Origin of the sequence: Runella defluvii (assembly GCF_014195535.1) — a bacterium.
GTDB lineage: Bacteria > Bacteroidota > Bacteroidia > Cytophagales > Spirosomataceae > Runella > Runella defluvii.
Window position 1 is genome coordinate 116321 of sequence record NZ_JACIBY010000007.1, and the last position, 21565, is coordinate 137885.

The following is a 21565-nucleotide window of genomic DNA, read 5'->3' on the forward strand; positions in this document are numbered from 1 at the left end:
AGTATGCTTTTGTATAGAATTCGATACTAATGGCGAATCAATAATTTTTTTGTTGCAGTTGCTTTTCCTTCGAGGAGCAAGCGGTAAAAATAAACGCCCGTTGGCATTTCGCGAGTTGAGATACGAAGCTGACGGTCGTTTTTGTCTAATTCGTACTCTGCCACACTGTTACCAATCACGTTAAAGAGCGTAATTTTAGCTGGCCCTGTTAATCCTGAAATTTGATAATCAATTTCGGTATAATCATTGGCAGGATTAGGATACGCATTTAAAACACGGATTTTATCACTCAAAAAAAGCAAATCTTCCGACTTCGTTTCATCAAGTGAAGGGCGTGAATCGGTCGCGATAAAGCTGGCAGACTCCTTGGTTGTACGGTTTTTATTAACAGTTGCGCTGCCAGTTGTTGTGGGTGTATTAAGCATTACCGAACGATAATAGGCATTAATAGCCGCACTTGGGCGTAACTTGATACTTCTATCGAGCGAACTTGGAATCTTCGTTAAAGTTGCCGCAGTGCTTTCTGCGGGCTTTTTACCAATATTCAATCGGCTTTTGTTTCGATTGGCATCGGTTTGGGCGAATACATTACTAAGCGTCAGTAAACTGAAGCAAGTGAGCAATGTATATGTAAGTATAGTTTTCTTCATAGCTGATCTTGGACGAAATGAGCATAGTGTCGGCTCTAATGGTTGGACAAAAATATATTGAAATTAATTGAAAATCAAAAAATGGAACTTAAAATGTTGTTAAAAATTATTTTGCGGTTGTACAATATATACGACGAAAAAACGTAAAAAAGTTTCACTCTTTTCTAAAGTTTTTTTGACTTTGCTTTGACTTTCGGTTTTACCCCGCCTTTGTTTACTGTTGTCTTGGGTTTTTCGGGGGCTTTTTCTACCGCTTTGACAACCGTGGGCGGATTAGGTTTAAAGTTAGCCCTAGAAAAAATTTCTTCTTTTGTTGGTTTTTCTTTGTCTCTCCAGCTAAAGCCTTCTAGTTGTTTTTCGTCACCTTTTATGTTTTGTGGTGGAATAAACCGCCCTTCGGGCTGTCCAACAAATTGTATTCGCTTTACTTGATTTTGTTTGAAATTGAGGGTCATTTTGGCGCACTCTACGCGGTTCATCCCCATGGGCTTCATGGCGTCGTCGGCTACAAAATAGACACTTTCCCCGTTGCCCTCTACAAACACTTTTTGTAATCGAGTACTGTCATCAAAAGAAGCCGTAATTCGCCTGCCCTTGACTTGGTTAAAATTAAGCAATGTATCCCGAGCAATGACAAACGATTTTGCCTTCAAATACATCGTTCTCAGCTTTTGATCTACTAGTTGTGCAATGATGGAGTCGGCCTCCATTTGGTATTGTTTAGACCAAATTATTGGCTTCTTTAAAAAAGTGATATTTGAGTCTAATGAATTGTAAATCAAAGAGTCACACTTGCTTTGTAGATCTCTTTTGTACAACAAAACATTTTTATAACCAATCAATTGCCGCGGTTTTTGTTCGTTTGTCGAGTCACTTTCAACGTTTTTTTGTCTTAGGTTCTGCCGCTTTGATTTTTGTGTAAGCGAGTCAGACTTAATTTCAATGGAATACAGCGTGTCGGCGGTCATAAACAACGTATCTTTAGAGATAACGGTGCGCGTAAGGGCGTGTCCCCATACCTTCGACTTACCAAGTTTTCCATCGTATTGCCCAAAATCCCCATTCAAAATGGTTTCGTCGTTTTTGGCGACTAATTCTACTTTGCCTTTGGCAAATCCCCGTTTGTTGAGGTTATCAAACGTTAATGAGTCGCCAGTGAGGGTATAGTCAGGGTTGTTGATGGTGGTTCTTGTTCGGAAAATCGACGCGCCTGTCTCGGTGTTATAAGAACCATTTTTAGCAACAACTGTTCCGTCTTTGCTCACAACTTTTGTCAAACTCCTAAAGTCGGCAATTTTTGTTAGCGAGTTATAAACAAGTGTATCGGTAGTGAGGGTATATTTTTTGTTGACCAGCTTCACGTCTCGGTAATAGGTCGAGATTTTTGTTCTGGTGTCGTAATACCCCTGCTTGCTTGTTAACGTATTTTCGGCATCTACTGTTTTTCCACGGTTGGGATAAAACGCAATGCCGCTTGCCATGTCATATTCAATTCGATTGGAGGTAAGCGTACGTTTTTGGTCTTTAAGCGTTACTGTTTTCCCCGAAACTTTTGCCAAACGGCTATTGCCGTAGTAAAACAAGGTATCTCCCGTGACTGTTACCGTATCACCCTGTACAATTTTTACATTACCGTAGGCTTCAAGTGCATTTGATAACACATTGTGAATGGCCAAATTACAGTGCATGATAGCCCCTTTGTGTTGGAAAGTTACTTTGCCAGTTACTCGACGGATTTCGCTCCCGTCGGGAAGTTTACTAATGGTAATGCTATCGGCACCTAATAAAAATACCTTCTCTTCACCTGCAACCGCTGGGGTTGGGCGTTGGGCGTTGGTTTGTAAGGTAAAAAGTAAACCCATGAGAACTACGAGGTGTTTTACTCGTAATACGCACAAAAGCCCTTGAGGGTTGCAATGAAATAAACGATTATTTGAAAAAATCATGGGCCGCGAAAAACTGGTCAGTTTAATGTACTGAATTAGAGAATGTGCAAAATTAACTAAAAACGGTTTGGCCTTCCATTCTTAACATACATTAACGAAAACAAGAAAGCCAACAGTCTGTTCTGCACTTCGACTGTTGGCTTCGAAAACTCTTAATCTGATGGTTAAAACGAGGGGGCTTTCAAACGTAAACCTGCGTCTTCGGAAAGGCCAAAGAGAAGGTTCATGTTTTGGACTGCTTGTCCTGATGCTCCTTTGGTAAGGTTGTCTATTTCGCTCGTTATCAGCAGGTTATTGTCGTGTTTTTGCAGTTGAATCAAACACTTGTTGGTATTCACTACTTGCTTCAAATCAATGTCTTGGGTCGTTACGTGCGTAAACGGATGCGAGGCATAAAACGATTGATAAAGTGCAACGGCTTCGTCCAATGTACCTGTAAAATGTGTGTAAACATTGGCCATGATACCACGGGTAAAATCGCCACGGTAAGGAATAAAATTGACTTCTTTGTCAAAACCTTCTTGCAAACTCGCCAAGCTCATTTTGATTTCTTTGAGGTGTTGGTGCGTAAAGGCTTTGTAAATCGAAATGTTGTTGTTACGCCACGAAAAGTGGGTGGTAGCACTCAACGACTGCCCAGCGCCTGTAGAGCCCGTGATGGCGCTTACGTGGATGTCGTTCGTAAGCAACCCTGCCGCTGCCAGTGGGAGCAAGGCAAGCTCGATACTTGTTGCAAAACAACCTGGGTTAGCGATTTTGGTCGCCGTTTTGATTTGTTCCCGCTGAAGCTCAGGCAAACCATAGACAAAGCCATTGGACTGGTCACGAAAGTCGGTACTGAGGTCAATGATTTTGACCGTTGCTGGAACGGCATATTCTGTCAAAAACTTTTTCGATTCGTTGTGCCCCGAACAAAGAAAAATGACATTTAGCCCTTCAAGTTGGAGCAAACTGGCAATGTCTTCGCCCGAAAAAGTCAATTCGGTGTCGCCCAATAAATCGGTATGGGTAGCATAAACGGGCTTGCCCGCTTGGCTTTTAGAATGTGCCCAGCGAATATCTGCGTGGGGGTGATTGACTAAAATACGGAGCAGTTCGCCGCCTGTATAGCCTGCCGCCCCGACGATTCCTATTTGTATCATTGGTGGATGGTGAGTTTGAACTTCATCGAACATTACTTCGCTGCTTGCATTTCCTTTTGGAGCCGTTTCGTAAGGGCCAAGCCTACTTCGTCGATTTGAGCAGCCATGATTTCATCGCCAGTGGCATTGCGTAACGTATCAGCTACACAGCCAAGCATTTCGATGCAAAAACGTTTCATTTCAAACACTTCCATTTCTTTGGTCCAAAGCGGAATGAACAACGTTCCTTTGTGGAATTGATCCCACACACCTACTGCAATGGCTTTGGTTTCTTCTAACCCTTCGTTGGGGTTGTCGGTTGCCTCCCAATATATTTTTTCTGGGATTCTTTCAGCGTCTTGTTCAATGGTGAACCTAATTTCTTTTTGTGACATGCGGAGGATGAACTTATTTTGGGGGCGTAAAATTACGTAAAATTGGTAAAGAAAAGGTGTTGATAGTTGCCTACCAACACCTTTGGGAACGCAAAAACGTTCATTTAGATTCCTTTAATTGACCGATAAGGAGGTACTTTCCTTTTTTTCTTCGGGCAAAATAAACTGCATTGGATTTTTGACTTTCTCAGGCAACAAAGCAATCGCTAATACATCTTGAACCGTATCCACGTAATGGAACGTCAGGTTTTTGATGTAACTAGCATTGATCTCTTCGACATCTTTGCGGTTTTTTGAACACATAATAATGTCTTTGATGCCCGCGCGGCCAGCGGCCAATATTTTTTCTTTGATACCTCCCACGGGCAATACTTTGCCACGAAGGGTGATTTCGCCTGTCATAGCCAAATGTGGCATAATGCGACGTTGGGTGAAAATCGACGCAATTGACGTCAGCATCGTGATACCCGCCGAAGGGCCATCTTTTGGCACCGCTCCCGCAGGAATGTGGATGTGAAGGTCGTAATTATGGAAAATACGGTAGTCGATGGCCAAGTCGTCCGAATGGGCTTTGAGGTAAGAAAGCGCCGTAACGGCCGATTCTTTCATGACATCCCCGAGCTGCCCAGAAAGGGTTAATCCTCCTTTTCCTCGGCTCAAACTTGATTCAATAAACAAGATTTCGCCCCCAACCGACGTCCACGCTAAGCCCGTCACGATACCTGCGGTGTCATTGCCTTGGTAAGAATCTTTGTCAAATATTTCGGCACCTAACCATTTTTCAATGTGCTCGGCCTTGATTGTTTTTGGGTATTCTTCTTCAAGCGCAATCGACTTGGCAATCTTACGAACGAGCGTGCCAATTTTTTGTTCGAGGTTACGTACTCCCGATTCACGGGTATAGTTTTCGATTACTTTTACCAATGCCTTGTCGTCAACCGAAAACGATTTGTTGTCTAAACCATGGTCTTTGCGTTGTTTTGGAACAAGGTATTTTTTGGCAATCTGCAATTTTTCTTCTACCGTATAGCCCGTCAACTCAATGATTTCCATGCGGTCGCGTAGGGCGGGATGAATGCTTTCCAAAGAGTTAGCAGTGGCAACAAACATCACCCGCGACAAATCATATTCTACCTCTAAGTAGTTGTCGTTGAAGGCGTTGTTTTGTTCAGGGTCGAGCACTTCAAGCAAAGCTGAAGCAGGGTCGCCACGGAAATTAGAGCTCACTTTGTCTATTTCGTCCAAGATAAAAACGGGGTTAGAAGAACCCGATTTTTTGATATTTTGGATGATTTTGCCTGGCATTGCCCCGATGTATGTTTTACGGTGCCCACGGATTTCGGCTTCGTCGTGCAAACCACCCAAGGCCATACGGATGTACTTACGTCCGAGGGCTTTGGCGACTGATTTTCCTAACGACGTTTTTCCTACCCCTGGAGGGCCGTACAAACACAAAATAGGCGCTTTGAGGCTATTTTTAAGTTTAAGAACGGCAAGGTATTCGATGATACGCTCTTTGACTTTTTCTAGGCCAAAGTGGTCAGCATCAAGGATTTTTTGTGCTCTCTTTAAGTCAAAATTGTCTTTTGTATATTCGCCCCATGGCAAATCAACCATCAATTCGAGGTAGTTGAGTGTCACGGGGTAATCAGGTGCCATTGGATTGATACGCTGGAGCTTTTGTGCCTCTTTGTCAAAGTGTTTTTTGGCATTTTCTGGCCATTTTTTCTTTGAGGCACGAAAACGGATGTCTTCTAGCTCGCGTTCGGGAGTTTCCATGCCTAGCTCATCTTGCAATACTTTGATTTGCTGACGCAAGAAATAGTCGCGTTGTTGTTGGTCAATGTCCGAACTAGCCTTCGACTGAATGTCGCGTTTTAGTTCGAGCATTTGAATCTCACGCATCATCAGCTCAAGCAACTTGACGGCTTGTTCGGAGATGGTAGCTTTTTCAAGCAAGTCTTGTTTTTCGGCTACTTCGGCATTGAGATTTGACGACAAGAAGTGGGTCAAAAACGTTGGACTTTCTATGTTGTCCAAAGCGATACGCGCTTCTTGAGGAATATCTGGATTGAGACGAAGAATTCTATGAGCGGAGTCGCGGAGCGACTGAATGAGGGCTTTGGACTCTTTTTTGTTTTGATTGGGAAAGTAATCTTCGATGGGAGATACTTTGGCAATCATATAAGGTTCTTCGCGAACGTAATCACTAACCCTAAAACGTTGGCGTCCTTGTAAAATAATTGTGGTGTTACCATCGGGAAGGGTAATCATTTTGATGATGTAGCCCATCGTCCCAATGTCGTACAAATCAGTACTAACGGGTTCGGCTTTATCCTGATTTTTTTGGGCAATTACCCCAATAATTCGGTCGCCTTTGTACGCCTTTTTAACCAAACGAATGGATTTTTGGCGTCCGACTGTCACAGGGATGACCATGCCAGGGAACAAAACGGTATTCCTAAGGGGAAGAATGGCTAGTTCATCGGGCATTTCAATCGGCTCATCGTCGCCTTCTGGACCTCCAAGGGGAAGTATTTCGAGGTTATCAATGTCTGATTCCGCCAACATGAGTCGAGTATATAGTTCGTTTGGGTCAATTTTCATGATTGGGCTGTCATTTTGACAGTGCTTATTTAAAAACTTAAAATAACAAAATTTTAACGATTTTTTAGCTATGCTAAGGGCAGGAGAAATGAAATCAATTGTTTGTTAGACGGAAACTAATAAAAATGTATTGGTGCAAAGTGAAAAATTTTGTTATTCTAACTACTTAAGCAAGTACTAATACTGAGTATTTTTTCCACAAAACTACTTAAATGTTTTCAGGCGTAAGTAAAAGTCTGTTAACGTTAACCAATACAATTAACTGTGCGTAAGTATTGGTCGAAATAAAAGCCCCCGGAAGTCCGAGGGCTTTCGTTGTACGCTACTATGAGGAAGCTCCTGATTACATCATGCCACCCATGCCACCACCGTGACCATGAGCACCTGCACCTGCGCCAGCGCTTTCTTCTGGTTCGTCAGCAATCATACACTCAGTTGTCAACAACAAACCTGCGATAGACGCAGCGTTTTCAAGTGCCAAACGAGTTACTTTCTTAGGGTCGATGATACCTGCTGCGAAAAGATCTTCGTAAGTGTCGTTTTTGGCGTTATATCCAAAACCGCCTTTTTCGTCTTTGATACGGTTGATTACCACCGAACCTTCGCCACCTGCGTTGGCAACGATGGTACGAAGTGGAGACTCCAACGCTTGACGAATGATGTTGATACCCGTTACTTCGTCGTCGTTAGCACCTTGAACGGCATCCAACGCAGAGATTGCACGGATAAGCGCAACACCACCACCAGTTACGATACCTTCTTCAACCGCAGCGCGAGTTGCGTGAAGGGCGTCATCTACGCGGTCTTTCTTTTCTTTCATTTCAACTTCCGTAGCCGCACCGATATAAAGGATAGCTACGCCACCTGACAATTTCGCCAAACGCTCTTGCAATTTTTCGCGATCGTAGTCAGAAGTTGTATTTTCGATTTGTGATTTAATTTGGTTAACACGGGCCTTGATTTGCTCTTGGTCACCCGAACCGTTCACAATCGTTGAGTTATCTTTGTCGATGATGATTTTTTCGCAGTGGCCTAGGTAAGAAAGGTCAGCGTTTTCCAATTTGAAACCACGCTCTTCGGCGATAACAGTACCACCCGTCAAGATTGCGATGTCTTCCAACATGGCTTTACGACGGTCGCCAAAACCTGGCGCTTTTACCGCACACACTTTCAAGGCACCACGGATTTTGTTTACTACCAATGTTGCAAGCGCTTCGCCATCTACGTCTTCAGCGATGATCAACAATGGACGGCCAGTTTGAGCAACACCTTCCAATACAGGCAACAATTCTTTCATTGAAGATACTTTCTTCTCAGAAATCAAGATGAAAGGTTTCTCCAATTCGGCTTCCATTTTTTCCGCGTTTGTCACGAAATATGGTGACAAATAACCACGGTCAAACTGCATACCTTCTACTGTTTTTACTTCCGTTTCAGTACCGCGAGCTTCTTCAACTGTGATTACGCCTTCAGTACCTACTTTTTTCATGGCGTCAGCAATCATGTTACCGATTTCTTCGTCATGGTTAGCTGAGATAGTAGCAACTTGAGCGATTTTGCTGAAGTCGTCGCCTACTGTTTGCGCTTGAGCAGCAAGGTTGGCAGTTACGGCCAAAACAGCTTTGTCGATACCACGCTTCAAATCCATTGGGTTTGCACCAGCAGCTACGTTTTTAGAACCGATAGCATAAATCGCTTGTGCCAATACGGTCGCAGTTGTTGTTCCGTCACCCGCTGCATCAGCAGTTTTAGAAGCAACTTCTTTCACGAGTTGAGCACCCATGTTTTCCATCGCATCTTTCAATTCGATTTCTTTCGCTACTGTTACACCGTCTTTAGTGATAGCTGGTGAACCGAATTTTTTGTCGATGATAACGTTACGGCCTTTAGGTCCGAGGGTTACTTTTACTGCATTTGCAAGCGTATCAACACCTTTTTTGATTTTGTCGCGTGCTTCTGTATCGAAGAATATTTTCTTTGCCATTTTTTTTAAATTTGAAAATTATGGAATTTGGAAATTTGAAAATAGAGCAACTGAAAACTGGGCTGATATATAGTACCAAATTATCAAATTGCCACATTTGCATTGATTTAGATAATAGCGAAAATGTCAGATTCGCGCATGATGAGGTACTCTTGGCCTTCAACGGCGATTTCAGTGCCCGCATATTTACCGTACAAAATAGTATCTCCTACTTTTACTGTTAGGGGCTCGTCTTTTTTACCTGGGCCTACTGCTACTACAGTACCACGTTGTGGTTTTTCTTTTGCAGTGTCTGGAATGATGATACCAAATGCAGTTTTTTCTTCGGCAGGTGCAGTTTGCACTAGAACGCGATCAGCTAATGGTTTAACTTTTACTTCTGACATGATTATCAGGGGTTTTGATGGTTTTACAACTATTGGAACTTAGTACTAAGTTTTGTCGTCTCTTTTTAACTCATTTTCTATGCCAGCTCAAAAATTGAATTATAGTCTGACATTTTTTCAGTTTTTGTAGTAAAGACATGGGAAAGTCTGACATTATCAAAATAATCATTGGGGATTCGTAAAAATACCTTTGATATTATTTGGTTGTGCTGCTTTTTTTTGTAATTTGGGACAGTCGAAGGAAGAGGTGGTAGATAAGATGCAAAGACCATTTTTCCCCTTGATATGCACAGGTTTCCGAATGTTTTCAACCACTGAAAGTTTTAAGACATGAGAAAATTGAATCATAACTGGCTCACGGAAGGATTGATAGACTTTGAGTATAAAAAATACGTGTTAAAGGCTTATTTACAGGGAGTTAATTCGCAGTTTGATGAGCATAAACTGTATCCGTATTTGCCCGAGGTTGAAAAACATTTTAAACTTTCGGCGCAGTTGAGGCAGTCAAAAAAGCAATTTTTAGCCTCTTTCCGAAAGCGTATTGTGGGGGTAGATGTACAAAAAATGGAATTTTTGTATGAACAAGTGGCACAGAGTGAAGAAATGACCGAAATTGACAGCATTTTAGACTATTCTCTGCCACTTTTTCAGAAAACGCTGACACGCGGACAAGACCAATCCGAAGACATTGCCTCGAAATTGGTATTTACCCCCGTAGGTATCATGCCCTTGTATTTGAAAGAAGGGTATCTGTTTATTTACCGAACAACCCAGAAAGCAACCGATATTTTTCAGTACAACGTACGTTTGTTTGAGAGCAGTGAGGAGCAGACTATCAAAACGAAGTACATTGAGTCGGTGCCAAAGAACGTGGCAAACACCTTTGAAAACCTCAAGTTAACCCTTATTCAAAAGCGCCGCGAATTGCCCAATCCTGCCACTTATTTGGTCGAATCGCCCATTGATTACCCCGTGCAGGAAACGCTTTTGCCTTTGGCCAAACAAATGGTGTATCGGGTGGTTTGCCAGCCAGAAAAATCGGCCTAACTAAGCCCTCTTACAAACCGTCGGACTGATTCCATAAAAATAGGTTCGAGGTTGGGAAGTTGCGGACGAGGCTGCGTGACAATCGAAATGAGCAGGAAGCCGTACGTCAAGCACCACCACTCGTAAAAAGTCTTGGAAACCGCATCCGCAGACCTCGGGCGGATTTGGGCCAGTGCTTCCCAAACGGGATGGGTGTTGAGTTTGGCAAATTCTGCTTGATAGACTTGTTTTGAAAGACAGTTGGCGCCGTCTATGTTAAACATGACCTGAAACACCTCCGTTTGTTCTATGGCAAAGCGCCACTGGATTTGGGCAAACTCCGTCAGTAGTTTTTCGGGACTTCGGTACAGGGTCTTTAATTTTTGCAATTCTTCGTGCAGTGCCGCAAAGCCATCGTTGCGGATGGTTTCTAAAATTTTATCCTTGTTGTCGAAATATTCGTAGAGCATCGGTGGGCTGTATTCAATCACATCGGCGATTTTACGGATAGAGACTGCCGCCCAACTTTCTTCACGCGCAATGTCCCTAGCGGTTTTTAAAATATCAGCGCGTAATTGCTTTTTCATGCGCTCACGACGTTCCACAATGCCCATTTTGACCTTAGATTTCTATTAGAATTTTTGCAGTTGTAACACTTTACAGTGTTAAATATTCTACAATTAATAACTTCGGGAATGGAAATCCAAATCAATGGGCATAAAAAAAGCCTCGTAATGGCTTGATTACGAGGCTTAATATGTCGAATATAGTCGCGATTAAAGCGATTCGAGCGTGGCTTTGATGGCACCGAAGTCAGGCAAATTACCCGCACTTTCGAGGACTTCGGTGTATTGGATGATGCCGTCCTTGTCGATGACAAAAGCAGCGCGTTTTGCGACGCCATTCATGCCAAAAACAAAATTTTCGCAGAAAACACCGTAGTCTTGAATCATTTTTTTGTTGAAATCAGACAACAAATCGAAAGTGTAATTTTGCTCAGAACGGAATTTGCCCAAGCTAAAAATGGAGTCAATAGACACCCCTAAAACTTCTGCATTAAGGCGTGTGTAGTACTCAATGTTGTCGCGCATGGTGCAGAGTTGGGTAGTACAAACCCCCGTGAAAGCCAATGGGAAAAAATGGATAATGAGGTTTTTACCTTTAAAATCTTCGAGAGAAACCTCTTTTTTCTCGGTATTGAAAAGTTTGAAATCGGGAGCTTTGTCGCCTTTTTGTAATGACATGGTGATATATTTTTTGATTTGTTTCGGCAAAAATAGAAATACCCTTTGAAAACTTGACAAATGCGTAAATGTTCGTAATTATGCCAAAAAATTAGCTTTATACTAAACACCAACCATTTACAAAAAATGCAGACCATTTGGGGAATAGACCTTGGCGGAACAAAAATCGAAGGCGTTGTATTGTCATCACCTTCTCCCGACTCAGTTGTGATTCGTAAACGTATTGATACAGAAGCACATAAAGGGTATGCGCACATCGCCAGTCAGATTGTTAGGCTTGTCAGAGAACTCGAAGCCGAGACGGGTTATAAGGCGGAAAAAATAGGCGTAGGTACGCCAGGGACGGTTGAGCCTTCGACGGGGTTAATGAAAAATTGCAACACAACTTGTTTGAACGATATGCCTTTGCGTAGCGATTTGATGAGCATGTTGGGCATACCTGTGGAGATAGCCAACGATGCCAATTGTTTTGCGCTTGCGGAGGCGGTTATGGGGATTGTGCCTGATGTCGTTCCAACGTTTAACTGTGTTTTTGGCGTCATCATGGGAACAGGCGTTGGTGGTGGTGTGGTTTTGAAAGGAAAAGATGGCCAAGCATTTGTGCTAAACGGTGTCCAAGGAATAGGAGGAGAGTGGGGGCATAATGAATTGGAACCCAACGGAGACGACTGTTATTGCGGCAAAAAAGGCTGCGTAGAACAAGTGCTTTCGGGGCCTGCTTTACAGCGTTTTTATGCTAAAATTAGTGGTGAACAAATCACGATGAAGGAGATTATGAAACGCTACGAAGCGGGGAATGACCCGTACGCTGCCCAGACCATCGACCGAATGTTGGAGTACTTTGGCAAGGCGGTGTCGGTATTGATGAATATTTTGGATCCCGATGCCATTGTACTTGGTGGTGGGGTTGGAAACATTGATTTGTTATACACCGAAGGGGTTGAACGGGCTAAAAAATATATTTTCAACAGTGGAAGAGTCGAAACCAAAATACTTCGACCCAAGTTAGGAGATAGTGCAGGGGTATTTGGCGCGGCCATGCTCGTGAGCTAATTGCAACAACACTCTCAAAAATAGCGTAGTAGAAAAGTAAAAGAAACAAGATGAATTATTGGTTGGTCAAATCAGAGCCCTTTGTGTATAGTTGGAATGATTTTGTAACGGCAGGAAAAAGTGTGTGGGATGGCGTGCGTAATTACCAAGCCCGCAACAACCTCCAAGCCATGAAAGAAGGTGATTGGGTTCTGTTTTATCATAGCAATGAGGGCATGGAAGTGGTAGGCATTGCTCAGGTATTGAAGGAAGCATATCCTGACCCTACAACCGACGACCCGCGCTGGGTGGTCGTGGAGCTTGTGCCTGTGCAGCCTTTGGCCAAACCCGTGACATTGAAGCAAATTAAAGCAGATAATAGATTGGATCAAATAGCGTTAATTAGGCAATCTCGATTGTCGGTAATGCCTATCCGACCCGAAGAGTTTGATGTCATACTAAGTTTAAGCCAAAATGAAAGCACATAAAAAAACGTCCATTGTGGACAACCCAAAATGGGTTTTTAGCATAGTTCTGATTGCGCTATTGGGAGCACTTCTGTCGGGAGTTCAAGCCCAAACGATAAAACGCGTGGAGTTGCCAGTGGTGGGAACGAGCGAGTCGTATCATACGATTTCGTTGGGGGCGCGTGGAGTGATTTTAGTGTCACAAATCGCGAAAAATGCCTTTAATCTCCAGAAACTAAACTCAAATTTAGAGCGGGATTGGAGTATAAATGGAACAATTGAAGATAACCTCGACTTTGTCAAGTCGTCGTTTGATGGCCAATCGGTGTATTTGCTGTTTACCCGTAGCCGTACCGATTTTTACCAAGTCGTTAAAGTAGGTTTGGCGGGGTATATGGAGACATTCTATCTGTCGTCGGTCGATAAGTTTCAAATTACCGATTTTCAAACCCTGGGTTATTCGGTCTTTATGGCAGGTACGGTTCGTGACGAACCCATGCTTTTATATACCAATTTAGCTTCAAAGCAGAGTAAAGTATTGGCAGGCGTGACCCAAGCGAACACCGTCATTCAGTCAGTAGATGTGGATACGCTCCATCATTTGGTCAATGTTTGCTATGCCGCTCGTAAGGGGAAGGAAATCAAGATTATTTCTCGAACGTTTGACGAATACGGGCAAGCCGTAGGACAAGTGACAATCAGCCCCGAACCCGATTATTCGTTACTGAACGGTCGGTTATTTATGCTCAACGACTCAACTAAACTGATGATTGGTACGTATGGCTTCCGCAATATGCAAGGCAACAACAACAGCGCTTCTCAGGGCTTATTTTTGAGTAAAATTGTCTATGATGAAGTCGAATTTACGCAGTACCATAGCTTTACCGATTTCAAAAATTTCTTCAATTTTATGTCGGAGCGAGAGCAAGAGCGAATGCAACGGAAGATTGAGCGGAAACGTGAAAATGGTGACGATGTGAAGCTGAACTACCGCTTGTTGGTACACGACATCATTGAACAGAATGGCAACTACCTGATTTCGGGAGAAATATTTTACCCCGAATACAAAAACAATAACATCGGCCCCTACGGCACGAGCTCGTGGTGGGGCTCACCAATGATGTATGGTGGAATGGGAATGTATCCGACGATGGGGCTTTTGAATCCGTTTTATTGGGATCCTTGGTACGGAGCTCGTCGGATGAATAATGGCCAGATTTTCAATGGATTTGTTTATACCCATGCCATCGTGGCAGGTTTTACGGCCAAAGGCGATTTGATTTGGGATAACTCGTTGCCTTTTGAGAACGTTCGTAGCATGGAACTCAAGGAAAAAATGCGCATTAAACCCAACGACGACAAAACGGTTTCGATGTTTTACAGCAGCCGTGGTGCCATCAAAGCCAAAGTTTTTGACCGTGATAAAGTGCTTGAAGACCTTCGTCCGATTCCTATCATGACGGCTGATTTGGGGGATAAAGTACGTCAAACATCAACCGATGAGGTGGTGTATTGGTATGACAATTTCTACTTGGCTTTTGGTTATCAGCGAATTACGGGTGACGACGGCCGCCGAAATGTGTTTTATTTGAATAAGATTTCGTTTTAATTTTTTTGGATAAATAACAAAGTAACTCTGCAACGGAATGAAAAATTTCGGTTTGCAGAGTTACTTTTGTGTTTGAATCATCCTAAAAAGCCCTCTGTACAATGGGCTGACGACTATTATATGCAACTTCTGACTCCTCTTCACTGGAAAGAATACGAACTGATTGACAGCGGAAATTTTGAAAAATTAGAACGCTTTGGGGCGTATGTGTTGGCACGGCCAGAGCCACAGGCCATTTGGGATAAATCCCTTTCTGATCATGAATGGAAACAAATGGCGCAGGCAACTTTTCTGCGTGACAAAGGTTCGCCAGAAAAAGGAGTGTGGAAACTTGCGCCCAATATGCCCGAAAAATGGTGGACGCAGTACCGCCACGGCGGATTAAATTTGCGCTTAAAGTGCTCGCTTACTTCCTTCAAACACGTTGGGATTTTTCCCGAGCAAGCAGCCAATTGGGATTATTTAGATACCAAACTTCGCGCCATGAAGGTGGAGCGCCCAACGGTGCTCAATTTGTTTGCTTACACAGGGGCAGCTTCGGTGGCGGCTCGCCAAGCAGGTGCCGACGTAACGCACGTTGATTCGGTAAAGCCTGTGGTGACGTGGGCGCGTGAAAACATGGAAGGCAGCGAAACGGACAACATTCGTTGGATGGTGGAAGATGCCTTTAAGTTTGTGCAACGGGAAGTGCGCCGTGGTAAGAAATACAATGGCCTGATTTTGGACCCACCCGCCTATGGTCGCGGCCCTTCGGGAGAAAAATGGGTATTGGAAGAGCAATTGAACGATTTACTAAAATCGTGCGCAGAATTGCTGGATAACCAAGACTTTGTTTTTATTTTAAACTTATACTCGCTCGGTTTTTCGGCGTTGATGGCCGAAAACTTGGTACTTGATAGTTTTGGGGACGTTCCTAATGCAGAAAGTGGTGAGCTCTTTTTGCCTGACCGTGCCAAACGGAAGCTGCCTTTGGGTATTTTTTATCGTTTTGCGAGTGTGTAAAACGAAGAACTTCCCGAAAGTTTTAAACTTCCCGAAAGTTTTGAACTTTCGGGAAGTTTGTATATTTCTACCCAATTTTAATCTCCATCGAACGGCCATTTTTGCGACTTTCTTCGGCCATAAAACCCATCAAATGACTCTCAATTGAGGCTTCAATGGTGGAGGTAAGCAAGGCAGGGTTATTTTGTGAAACGGCTTGTACAAAGTTTTGCATTAAGCCATAATCACCGCCTCCGTGTCCTGAGTTATTAAACTCTTTTTGAGCACTTGCTTTCCAAATCGTTACTTCTTTGGTGCGAAAATCAGTGACCCTGATGAGGTCGTTGTCGCCCTCAATCTCTCCCATGCTGAACATCACGCGTGTTTTGCGCGCTTCCCAGCCCGTGAACGCTTCGAGGCCAAAAGTGGCCAACACGCCTTTGTCAAACTGATAAATGCTGGTATAATGGTCGGGTTGGTCGTTGTTCATTTTATAGACACAACGGCCATAATTGGAGGTTTTTAAACGTTCCAAAATCGCAGGGCCTTGCAGAGCTGGGTCTTCGGGTACATCGAGGACGTGGATGCGTTTTTTCTGTTCGTAATACACTTTTATGGCCGAAAATGGGCATTCTCGTTCTACTTTACAGCTTTCAACGCAACGTTCGGTACTACCTGCGGGGGCGTTTTCGGCTTTGAACCACTTGAGGTTGCCGTAGGCCGAAACGGTTTTGGCGGGCTTGTTGGCAATCCAACGCATGATGTCGAGGTCATGGCAAGATTTAGCCAAAATAATGGGGTTCGTTTTCTTCGATTCGTGCCAATTCCCGCGTACGTAGGAGTGCGCCATGTGGACGTGTTCGATGCCTTCGAGGTGGTTGATGCTAATCATTTCGCCCAAATCTCCCGAGGCGCACAGTTCTTTTAGTTTTCGGAAATACGCGGTATAGCGCAAAACGTGACAAACGGCAATGATGCTTTTGGACTTTTTGGCGGCGGCCAATATCTCCAAACATTCTTGCATGGAAGGCGAAATCGGTTTTTCGAGCAACACGTGGTAGCCCATTTTCAGTGCCTGAAGGGCAGGGCCGTAATGGAGCGTATCAGGGGTAGAAATGATGATGGCATCCGCAAATTTGGGAACTTTAAATACGTCTTCCCAAGTATTGAAGCGGTGTTTGTCCTCAATTCCGTGCGTTTTTGAAAAACGTTCGTTACGAAACTGATTAGGCTCAGCCACCCCGACCATTTTGACGTCAGAAGGATTGGCTACGGCGTAGCGCCCATACACATTGCCTCGGTTGCCTGCCCCTAACACGATGGCCGTGACGGGCTGAGCGATAGGGACATAGAGTGGATTGGGCGAAAACGTAATTTCTTTGACAGTACTTGCCTCAGCAGAAGTTCCGATGGCCGAAACACCCGCCGAAAGGCCAAGGGCTTTTAAGACAGTGCGGCGATTAAAGGTTGGCATAACAAATTCAAGTAGATAGTCTATGGCCTAAAGTACCACATTCTTTAGCAATTACATAGCTTGGATGACAAAATTTTAGATTCCATCAGTAACAATAAAAATAAGCTACTTTTTATGTACAAAACCTGTCTGAAAATCAACTGCTAAAACATCTATCATGTCTTTCTTCAACATTGATTCGGTCAAGGAACGTACGTTTGATGCCATTGTCGTAGGCTCGGGAATTAGCGGCGGCTGGTCGGCCAAAGAACTATGCGACCACGGCCTTAAAACGCTCGTGCTCGAACGCGGTCGCGACGTCAAACACGTAACCGATTACCCGACGACACTCAAAAATCCGTGGGAGTTTCCGCATTTGGGAGAGCTGCCCAAGGAAATTACTGATGCCAATCCCATTGCAAGCCGTTGCTATGCGTTTGGGGAGGATTCGGCTCACTTTTTTGTGAAAGACAACGAACATCCGTACATCCAAGACAAACCTTTTGACTGGATTCGTGGCTACCAAGTAGGAGGGAAATCGTTGATGTGGGCACGGGGAACGCAGCGTTGGTCGAAGTACGATTTTGAAGGCCCTGCCCGCGATGGATTTGCGGTGGAATGGCCCATTTCCTACGCTGAGTTGGCACCTTGGTACAGCCATGTAGAAATTTTTGCGGGGATTTCGGGAAACAAAGACGGACTAGCACAATTGCCCGACGGGGAGTTTTTGCCACCTTTTGAACAAGCTTGCGTGGAGAAACATTTTGGTCAACAAATGGCCAAGCACTACAAAGGAACTCGCCCCGTGATTGTGAGTCGTTGTGCGCATTTGACCAAACCACAGCCTATTCATTACAAGCAAGGTAGGGCACAGTGTCAGCAGCGCGATTTGTGCGTGCGGGGCTGTCCGTACGGTGGTTATTTTAGTAGCAACGCTTCGACCTTGCCGTGGGCGGCGCGCACGGGAAAAATGACGTTACGCCCACATTCGGTGGTGCATTCGGTTATTTATGACGAAAAACTAGGGAAAGCCACGGGCGTTCGGGTCATTGACGCCAACACCAAAGAAATGATTGAGTATTATGCCAAAATCATTTTCCTAAATGCCTCGACACTGAATACCAATTTGATACTGTTGAATTCGACGTCCAATCGTTTTCCCAATGGTTTGAGCAACGATAATGGATTGTTGGGAAAATACATTTCGTTTCACAATTTCCGAACGACTATTTTTGGGGAATACGAAGGGCTTTTGGATACGACCCAAGAAGGAAAACGGCCAGGCAGTAGTTATATTCCTCGCTTTAGGAACGTTTTTCAACAAGAAAAGACGGATTTTTTACGTGGTTACGCCGCAGGTTTTTCGGGAGAGCGCGTGATGAACTACGACACCTCGGGCATGGGTGAAGGACTCAAAACCAACTTAGCCAATCCTAAATACGGCAACTGGCGCGTGGGGTCTTGGATGATGGGGGAGACGATTCCGAAAGAAAGCAACTTTGTAACGTTGGACAAAAATCAGAAAGATGCGTGGGGGATTCCGTTGTTAAGAACCTCCGTCGCCTACGACCAAAACGACGACAACATGGTCAAAGATTTTCACGAACAAATGACCGAAATGTTGACCCTGGCGGGTTTTAAAAATATCGGTACCAACGACGTACCTAGCAAAGCTCCAGGGCTAGATATTCACGAAATGGGCGGGGTGCGAATGGGTAAGGACCCCAAAACCTCGCAACTGAACAAGTGGAATCAATTGCACCACTGCAAAAATGTGTTTGTCACCGACGGCGCTTGTATGACTTCCAATTCTACCCAAAATCCGTCACTTACTTTTATGGCCATCACGGCACGAGCTACCAATTATGCCGTGAAGCAGTTGAAAGCGAAGAGTTTGTGATATTATTTTGGGGAGCCAGAAGGGGTCTTGGTTTTGTTAGTTATCTTTGTGAGTATTGGTTAAAAAAACAAAACTATGGTGCAGATGGAAAAATCGTTTAGTGATTGTACGTTGCTCTACCTTGAAAAAAACTTTGGGTTGGAGCAAGTAGATACCTTGGCGGGACTCACCAACTGGCTACAACTTTCGGAAGAAATTACCTTATCAGATTTTGAAAAAGAAGAACTAGCGCTTTTTCAAAGTTTGCTGAAAGACAATATTTTGCACTGGAATGAGCAAGAACTATCGTTACATTTCATAGGCCCTATGTTCTCGTCGGTACGTTTTACCAATCGTCAGCATTACTTTAATCTCTTTGCTGAGCGGCCCATCGAAACTATCGTCGAAGATTTGAATCATCAATCCATTCGCCTGTACGGTAAACCTGACGGGCTGATTGCCACAGGCTACCGAGAACCTGAGTCGCCTTTTTTTTGCTTTACGGAATATAAAAAACACCGAGAGCCTAATGGTGAGCCCGAAGGGCAATGTTTGTCGGCGATGCTGGTTGGGCAAACAATAAATCAAAAACCTGGGCAAGCAATGTATGGTTGTTTTGTGATGGGGAGAGATTGGTATTTTATGGTACTAGAAGGTCAATCCTATTGCATATCAAGGGGTTATGATGCTACTACCGAACACCTATACGTGATTTTTAAAATGCTTAAAGCATTGAAAGAAACTATTAAAGCCCTCACCGCCTAATTCTTTCTGATGTTAACATAATAAAAAAAGCCGTTTGCAATTGCAAACGGCTTTTTGCTTTCAACCCTTTAAGATTCCCAAAAACTTGTACTAGGTACTATGTCATGTTGATGAAGTGAATTGTGGCTACAAAGGTAGGGGTAGAATGTGGGATTAGGGAGAGAAAAATTGGCAACTTGGTATAGAGACTTTTTTGGGGGCTTTGGCCTTGAATTGAAAGTATGAAACGGGGTTAAAACACTTTTATAAGAAACATTTGTCTTTCGGAAGTATGTCAAATTTTAATATAGATTCGATCAAAGAACGCACCTTCGACGCCATTGTGGTGGGGACAGGAATTAGCGGCGGCTGGGCGGCCAAAGAGCTTACCCAAAAAGGACTGCGTACGCTGGTATTGGAGCGCGGACGGGACGTGAAGCACGTTGTTGATTATCCCACGGCTATGAAAAACCCTTGGGAATTTCCACATTTGGGGGATGTTCCGTTAGAATTAAAACAAAGAAGCCCTGCGTCAAGTGGGCACTATATCTTCAAAGAACCGACGTTGCATTTTGTGGTGAAAGACTTTGAACATCCGTTTGTGCAGGAGAAACCCTTCTCGTGGATGCGCGGCTATCAAGTAGGTGGGCGCTCGTTGTTGTGGGCGCGCCAGGCGCAACGTTGGTCGGATTTTGACTTTGAAGGCCCTGCCCGCGATGGTTTTGCGGTCGATTGGCCCATTCGTTACAAAGACATTGCGCCTTGGTATAGCTACGTCGAAAAATTTGCGGGGATTTCTGGAAACAAAGACGGGCTTCCGAACCTCCCCGATGGTGAGTTTTTGCCACCGCACGAGTTAAACTGCGTTGAAAAGCACTTTAGCCAACAAGTAGCCAAAAATTACACCGACCGCCAAATCATCATTGGTCGTACGGCGAACCTATCTCAAGCCAAGCAAATCCACCACGACCAAGGCCGTACTCAATGCCAACATCGGGTGCTTTGCGAGCGCGGTTGTCCGTATGGAGGGTATTTTAGCAGTAATTCTTCGACGCTACCTTGGGCAATGAAAACGGGAAAAATGACCCTCAAACCTCATTCGGTGGTGCATTCGTTGATTTTTGATGAGAAACTGGGGAAGGCAACGGGCGTGCGGGTCGTGGATGCGAATACCAAACAAATGACAGAATACTATGCTAAGGTGATTTTCCTCAATGCCTCGGCGCTGAATTCAAATTTGATTTTGTTGAACTCTAAGTCTAATCGTTTTCCGAATGGTTTTGGTAACGATAGCGGGGTGTTGGGCAAATACATTGGTTTCCACAATTACCGTGGTCGGGTGTCGGCCGAATTTGACGGTTATCACGATTCTACGTACGAAGGAAAACGCCCGAACGGCGCTTATTTGCCGCGTTTTAGAAATGTGACCAAGCAAGAAACCGACTTCTTGAGAGGATATGCAGCTTCGATTAGTGCTTCTAAGCTGGGTAATCCGACCGAAAATAGCTGGGGAGAAGACCTGAAGAATACCTTAGCAACACCTTCAAAAGAGGGCTGGAGCATCGGCGCGAACATGATGGGAGAGGTGTTGACCAAAGAAAGTAATCACGTTCGTCTGCATTCGGATTTGAAGGATGACTGGGGCATTCCACAAATGGTCATGTCGGTCGATTTTGACGATAATGACATGAAAATGGTGAAAGATTTTTACGAACAGTTTTCCGAAATGTTTGCCAAATCAGGGTTCATTAACATCAAAACCGCCGATACCAAACGCGTTCCAGGCAACGAAAACCATGAAATGGGGGGCATTCGGATGGGGAATGACCCCAAAACGTCGATGTTGAACCGTTGGAACCAAATGCACGCTTGTAAAAATGTGTTTGTCACCGATGGTGGGTGTATGACTTCTACTGCAACCCAAAACCCATCACTGACCTACATGGCACTCACTGCCCGCGCGGTGGACTATGCCGTGAAGGAGTTTAAAAAAGGGAACCTATAACCGATAACAAAACAAACCAAAAGGAATCTTATTAGC

18 protein-coding genes are annotated in these 21565 nt (G+C 44.1%); 8 read left to right on the forward strand and 10 right to left on the reverse strand.

Going from position 1 to position 21565, the window contains the following annotated elements:
• Positions 1-26: 26 nt before the first annotated feature.
• From FHS57_RS17520 to FHS57_RS17550, 7 genes are all read right to left on the reverse strand, one after another.
• Complete coding sequence (locus FHS57_RS17520; protein ID WP_183975932.1) at positions 27-650, reverse strand: T9SS type A sorting domain-containing protein; 624 nt, start codon at positions 648-650, stop codon at positions 27-29.
• Between the two features lie 164 nt (positions 651-814).
• Positions 815-2512, reverse strand: coding sequence for an OstA-like protein (locus FHS57_RS17525; RefSeq protein WP_183975933.1), 1698 nt, complete (start codon positions 2510-2512; stop codon positions 815-817).
• 248 nt (positions 2513-2760) lie between these two features.
• The gene (gene argC, locus FHS57_RS17530) at positions 2761-3738 is read right to left on the reverse strand and encodes an N-acetyl-gamma-glutamyl-phosphate reductase (protein WP_183975936.1); all 978 of its coding nucleotides are present in this window, start codon (positions 3736-3738) and stop codon (positions 2761-2763) included.
• A 32-nt stretch (positions 3739-3770) separates the two neighbouring features.
• Positions 3771-4112 carry a gliding motility protein GldC gene (gene gldC, locus FHS57_RS17535; protein WP_183975938.1) on the reverse strand — a complete coding sequence of 114 codons (342 nt, stop codon included), beginning with the start codon at positions 4110-4112 and terminating at the stop codon, positions 3771-3773.
• Positions 4113-4226: 114 nt separating this feature from the next.
• Positions 4227-6719, reverse strand: a complete 2493-nt coding sequence (gene lon / locus FHS57_RS17540) for an endopeptidase La (RefSeq protein WP_183975940.1) — start codon at positions 6717-6719, stop codon at positions 4227-4229.
• A 343-nt stretch (positions 6720-7062) separates the two neighbouring features.
• Positions 7063-8703, reverse strand: a complete 1641-nt coding sequence (gene groL, locus FHS57_RS17545) for a chaperonin GroEL (protein ID WP_183975942.1) — start codon at positions 8701-8703, stop codon at positions 7063-7065.
• Positions 8704-8810: 107 nt separating this feature from the next.
• Positions 8811-9089 carry a co-chaperone GroES gene (locus FHS57_RS17550; protein ID WP_157607636.1) on the reverse strand — a complete coding sequence of 93 codons (279 nt, stop codon included), beginning with the start codon at positions 9087-9089 and terminating at the stop codon, positions 8811-8813.
• 330 nt (positions 9090-9419) lie between these two features.
• On the opposite strand from FHS57_RS17550, the gene FHS57_RS17555 reads away from it, so the two are divergent.
• Entirely contained in the window at positions 9420-10136 is a 717-nt protein-coding gene (locus FHS57_RS17555; protein WP_183975944.1) for a hypothetical protein, read from the forward strand.
• Here the strand turns inward: FHS57_RS17555 and FHS57_RS17560 are convergent.
• Together FHS57_RS17560 and FHS57_RS17565 are read right to left on the reverse strand one after the other, a co-directional pair.
• On the reverse strand, positions 10133-10702 hold the full coding sequence (locus FHS57_RS17560) for a TetR/AcrR family transcriptional regulator (protein WP_229601376.1): 570 nt from the start codon (positions 10700-10702) through the stop codon (positions 10133-10135). The genes FHS57_RS17555 and FHS57_RS17560 overlap by 4 nt on opposite strands.
• A 189-nt stretch (positions 10703-10891) precedes the next feature.
• Positions 10892-11359: a redoxin domain-containing protein gene (locus FHS57_RS17565; protein WP_183975948.1), complete on the reverse strand. Its 468-nt coding sequence runs from the start codon at positions 11357-11359 to the stop codon at positions 10892-10894.
• Between the two features lie 126 nt (positions 11360-11485).
• On the opposite strand from FHS57_RS17565, the gene FHS57_RS17570 reads away from it, so the two are divergent.
• From FHS57_RS17570 to FHS57_RS17585, 4 genes are all read left to right on the forward strand, one after another.
• Positions 11486-12412: an ROK family protein gene (locus FHS57_RS17570; protein WP_183975950.1), complete on the forward strand. Its 927-nt coding sequence runs from the start codon at positions 11486-11488 to the stop codon at positions 12410-12412.
• Positions 12413-12462: 50 nt separating this feature from the next.
• Positions 12463-12879 (forward strand): EVE domain-containing protein, encoded by a 417-nt coding sequence (locus FHS57_RS17575; RefSeq protein WP_183975952.1) that lies wholly within the window; start codon positions 12463-12465, stop codon positions 12877-12879.
• On the forward strand, positions 12866-14467 hold the full coding sequence (locus FHS57_RS17580) for a hypothetical protein (RefSeq protein ID WP_183975954.1): 1602 nt from the start codon (positions 12866-12868) through the stop codon (positions 14465-14467). The genes FHS57_RS17575 and FHS57_RS17580 overlap by 14 nt, the downstream gene beginning before the upstream one ends.
• Before the next feature lie 120 nt (positions 14468-14587).
• Positions 14588-15469, forward strand: a complete 882-nt coding sequence (locus FHS57_RS17585) for a class I SAM-dependent methyltransferase (RefSeq protein ID WP_183976240.1) — start codon at positions 14588-14590, stop codon at positions 15467-15469.
• A gap of 67 nt (positions 15470-15536) precedes the next feature.
• On the opposite strand, the gene FHS57_RS17590 is transcribed toward FHS57_RS17585, so the two are convergent.
• Positions 15537-16922: a Gfo/Idh/MocA family oxidoreductase gene (locus FHS57_RS17590; protein WP_183975956.1), complete on the reverse strand. Its 1386-nt coding sequence runs from the start codon at positions 16920-16922 to the stop codon at positions 15537-15539.
• A 157-nt stretch (positions 16923-17079) separates the two neighbouring features.
• Between FHS57_RS17590 and FHS57_RS17595 the strand changes: the two genes are divergently transcribed.
• The 3 genes from FHS57_RS17595 to FHS57_RS17605 all read left to right on the forward strand — a co-directional run bounded on the left by FHS57_RS17595 (position 17080) and on the right by FHS57_RS17605 (position 21529).
• Positions 17080-18801, forward strand: coding sequence for a GMC oxidoreductase (locus FHS57_RS17595; protein WP_183975958.1), 1722 nt, complete (start codon positions 17080-17082; stop codon positions 18799-18801).
• Positions 18802-18885: 84 nt separating this feature from the next.
• Positions 18886-19545 (forward strand): hypothetical protein, encoded by a 660-nt coding sequence (locus tag FHS57_RS17600; RefSeq protein ID WP_183975960.1) that lies wholly within the window; start codon positions 18886-18888, stop codon positions 19543-19545.
• Positions 19546-19816: 271 nt separating this feature from the next.
• Positions 19817-21529 carry a GMC oxidoreductase gene (locus tag FHS57_RS17605; RefSeq protein WP_183975962.1) on the forward strand — a complete coding sequence of 571 codons (1713 nt, stop codon included), beginning with the start codon at positions 19817-19819 and terminating at the stop codon, positions 21527-21529.
• Positions 21530-21565: the final 36 nt, after the last annotated feature.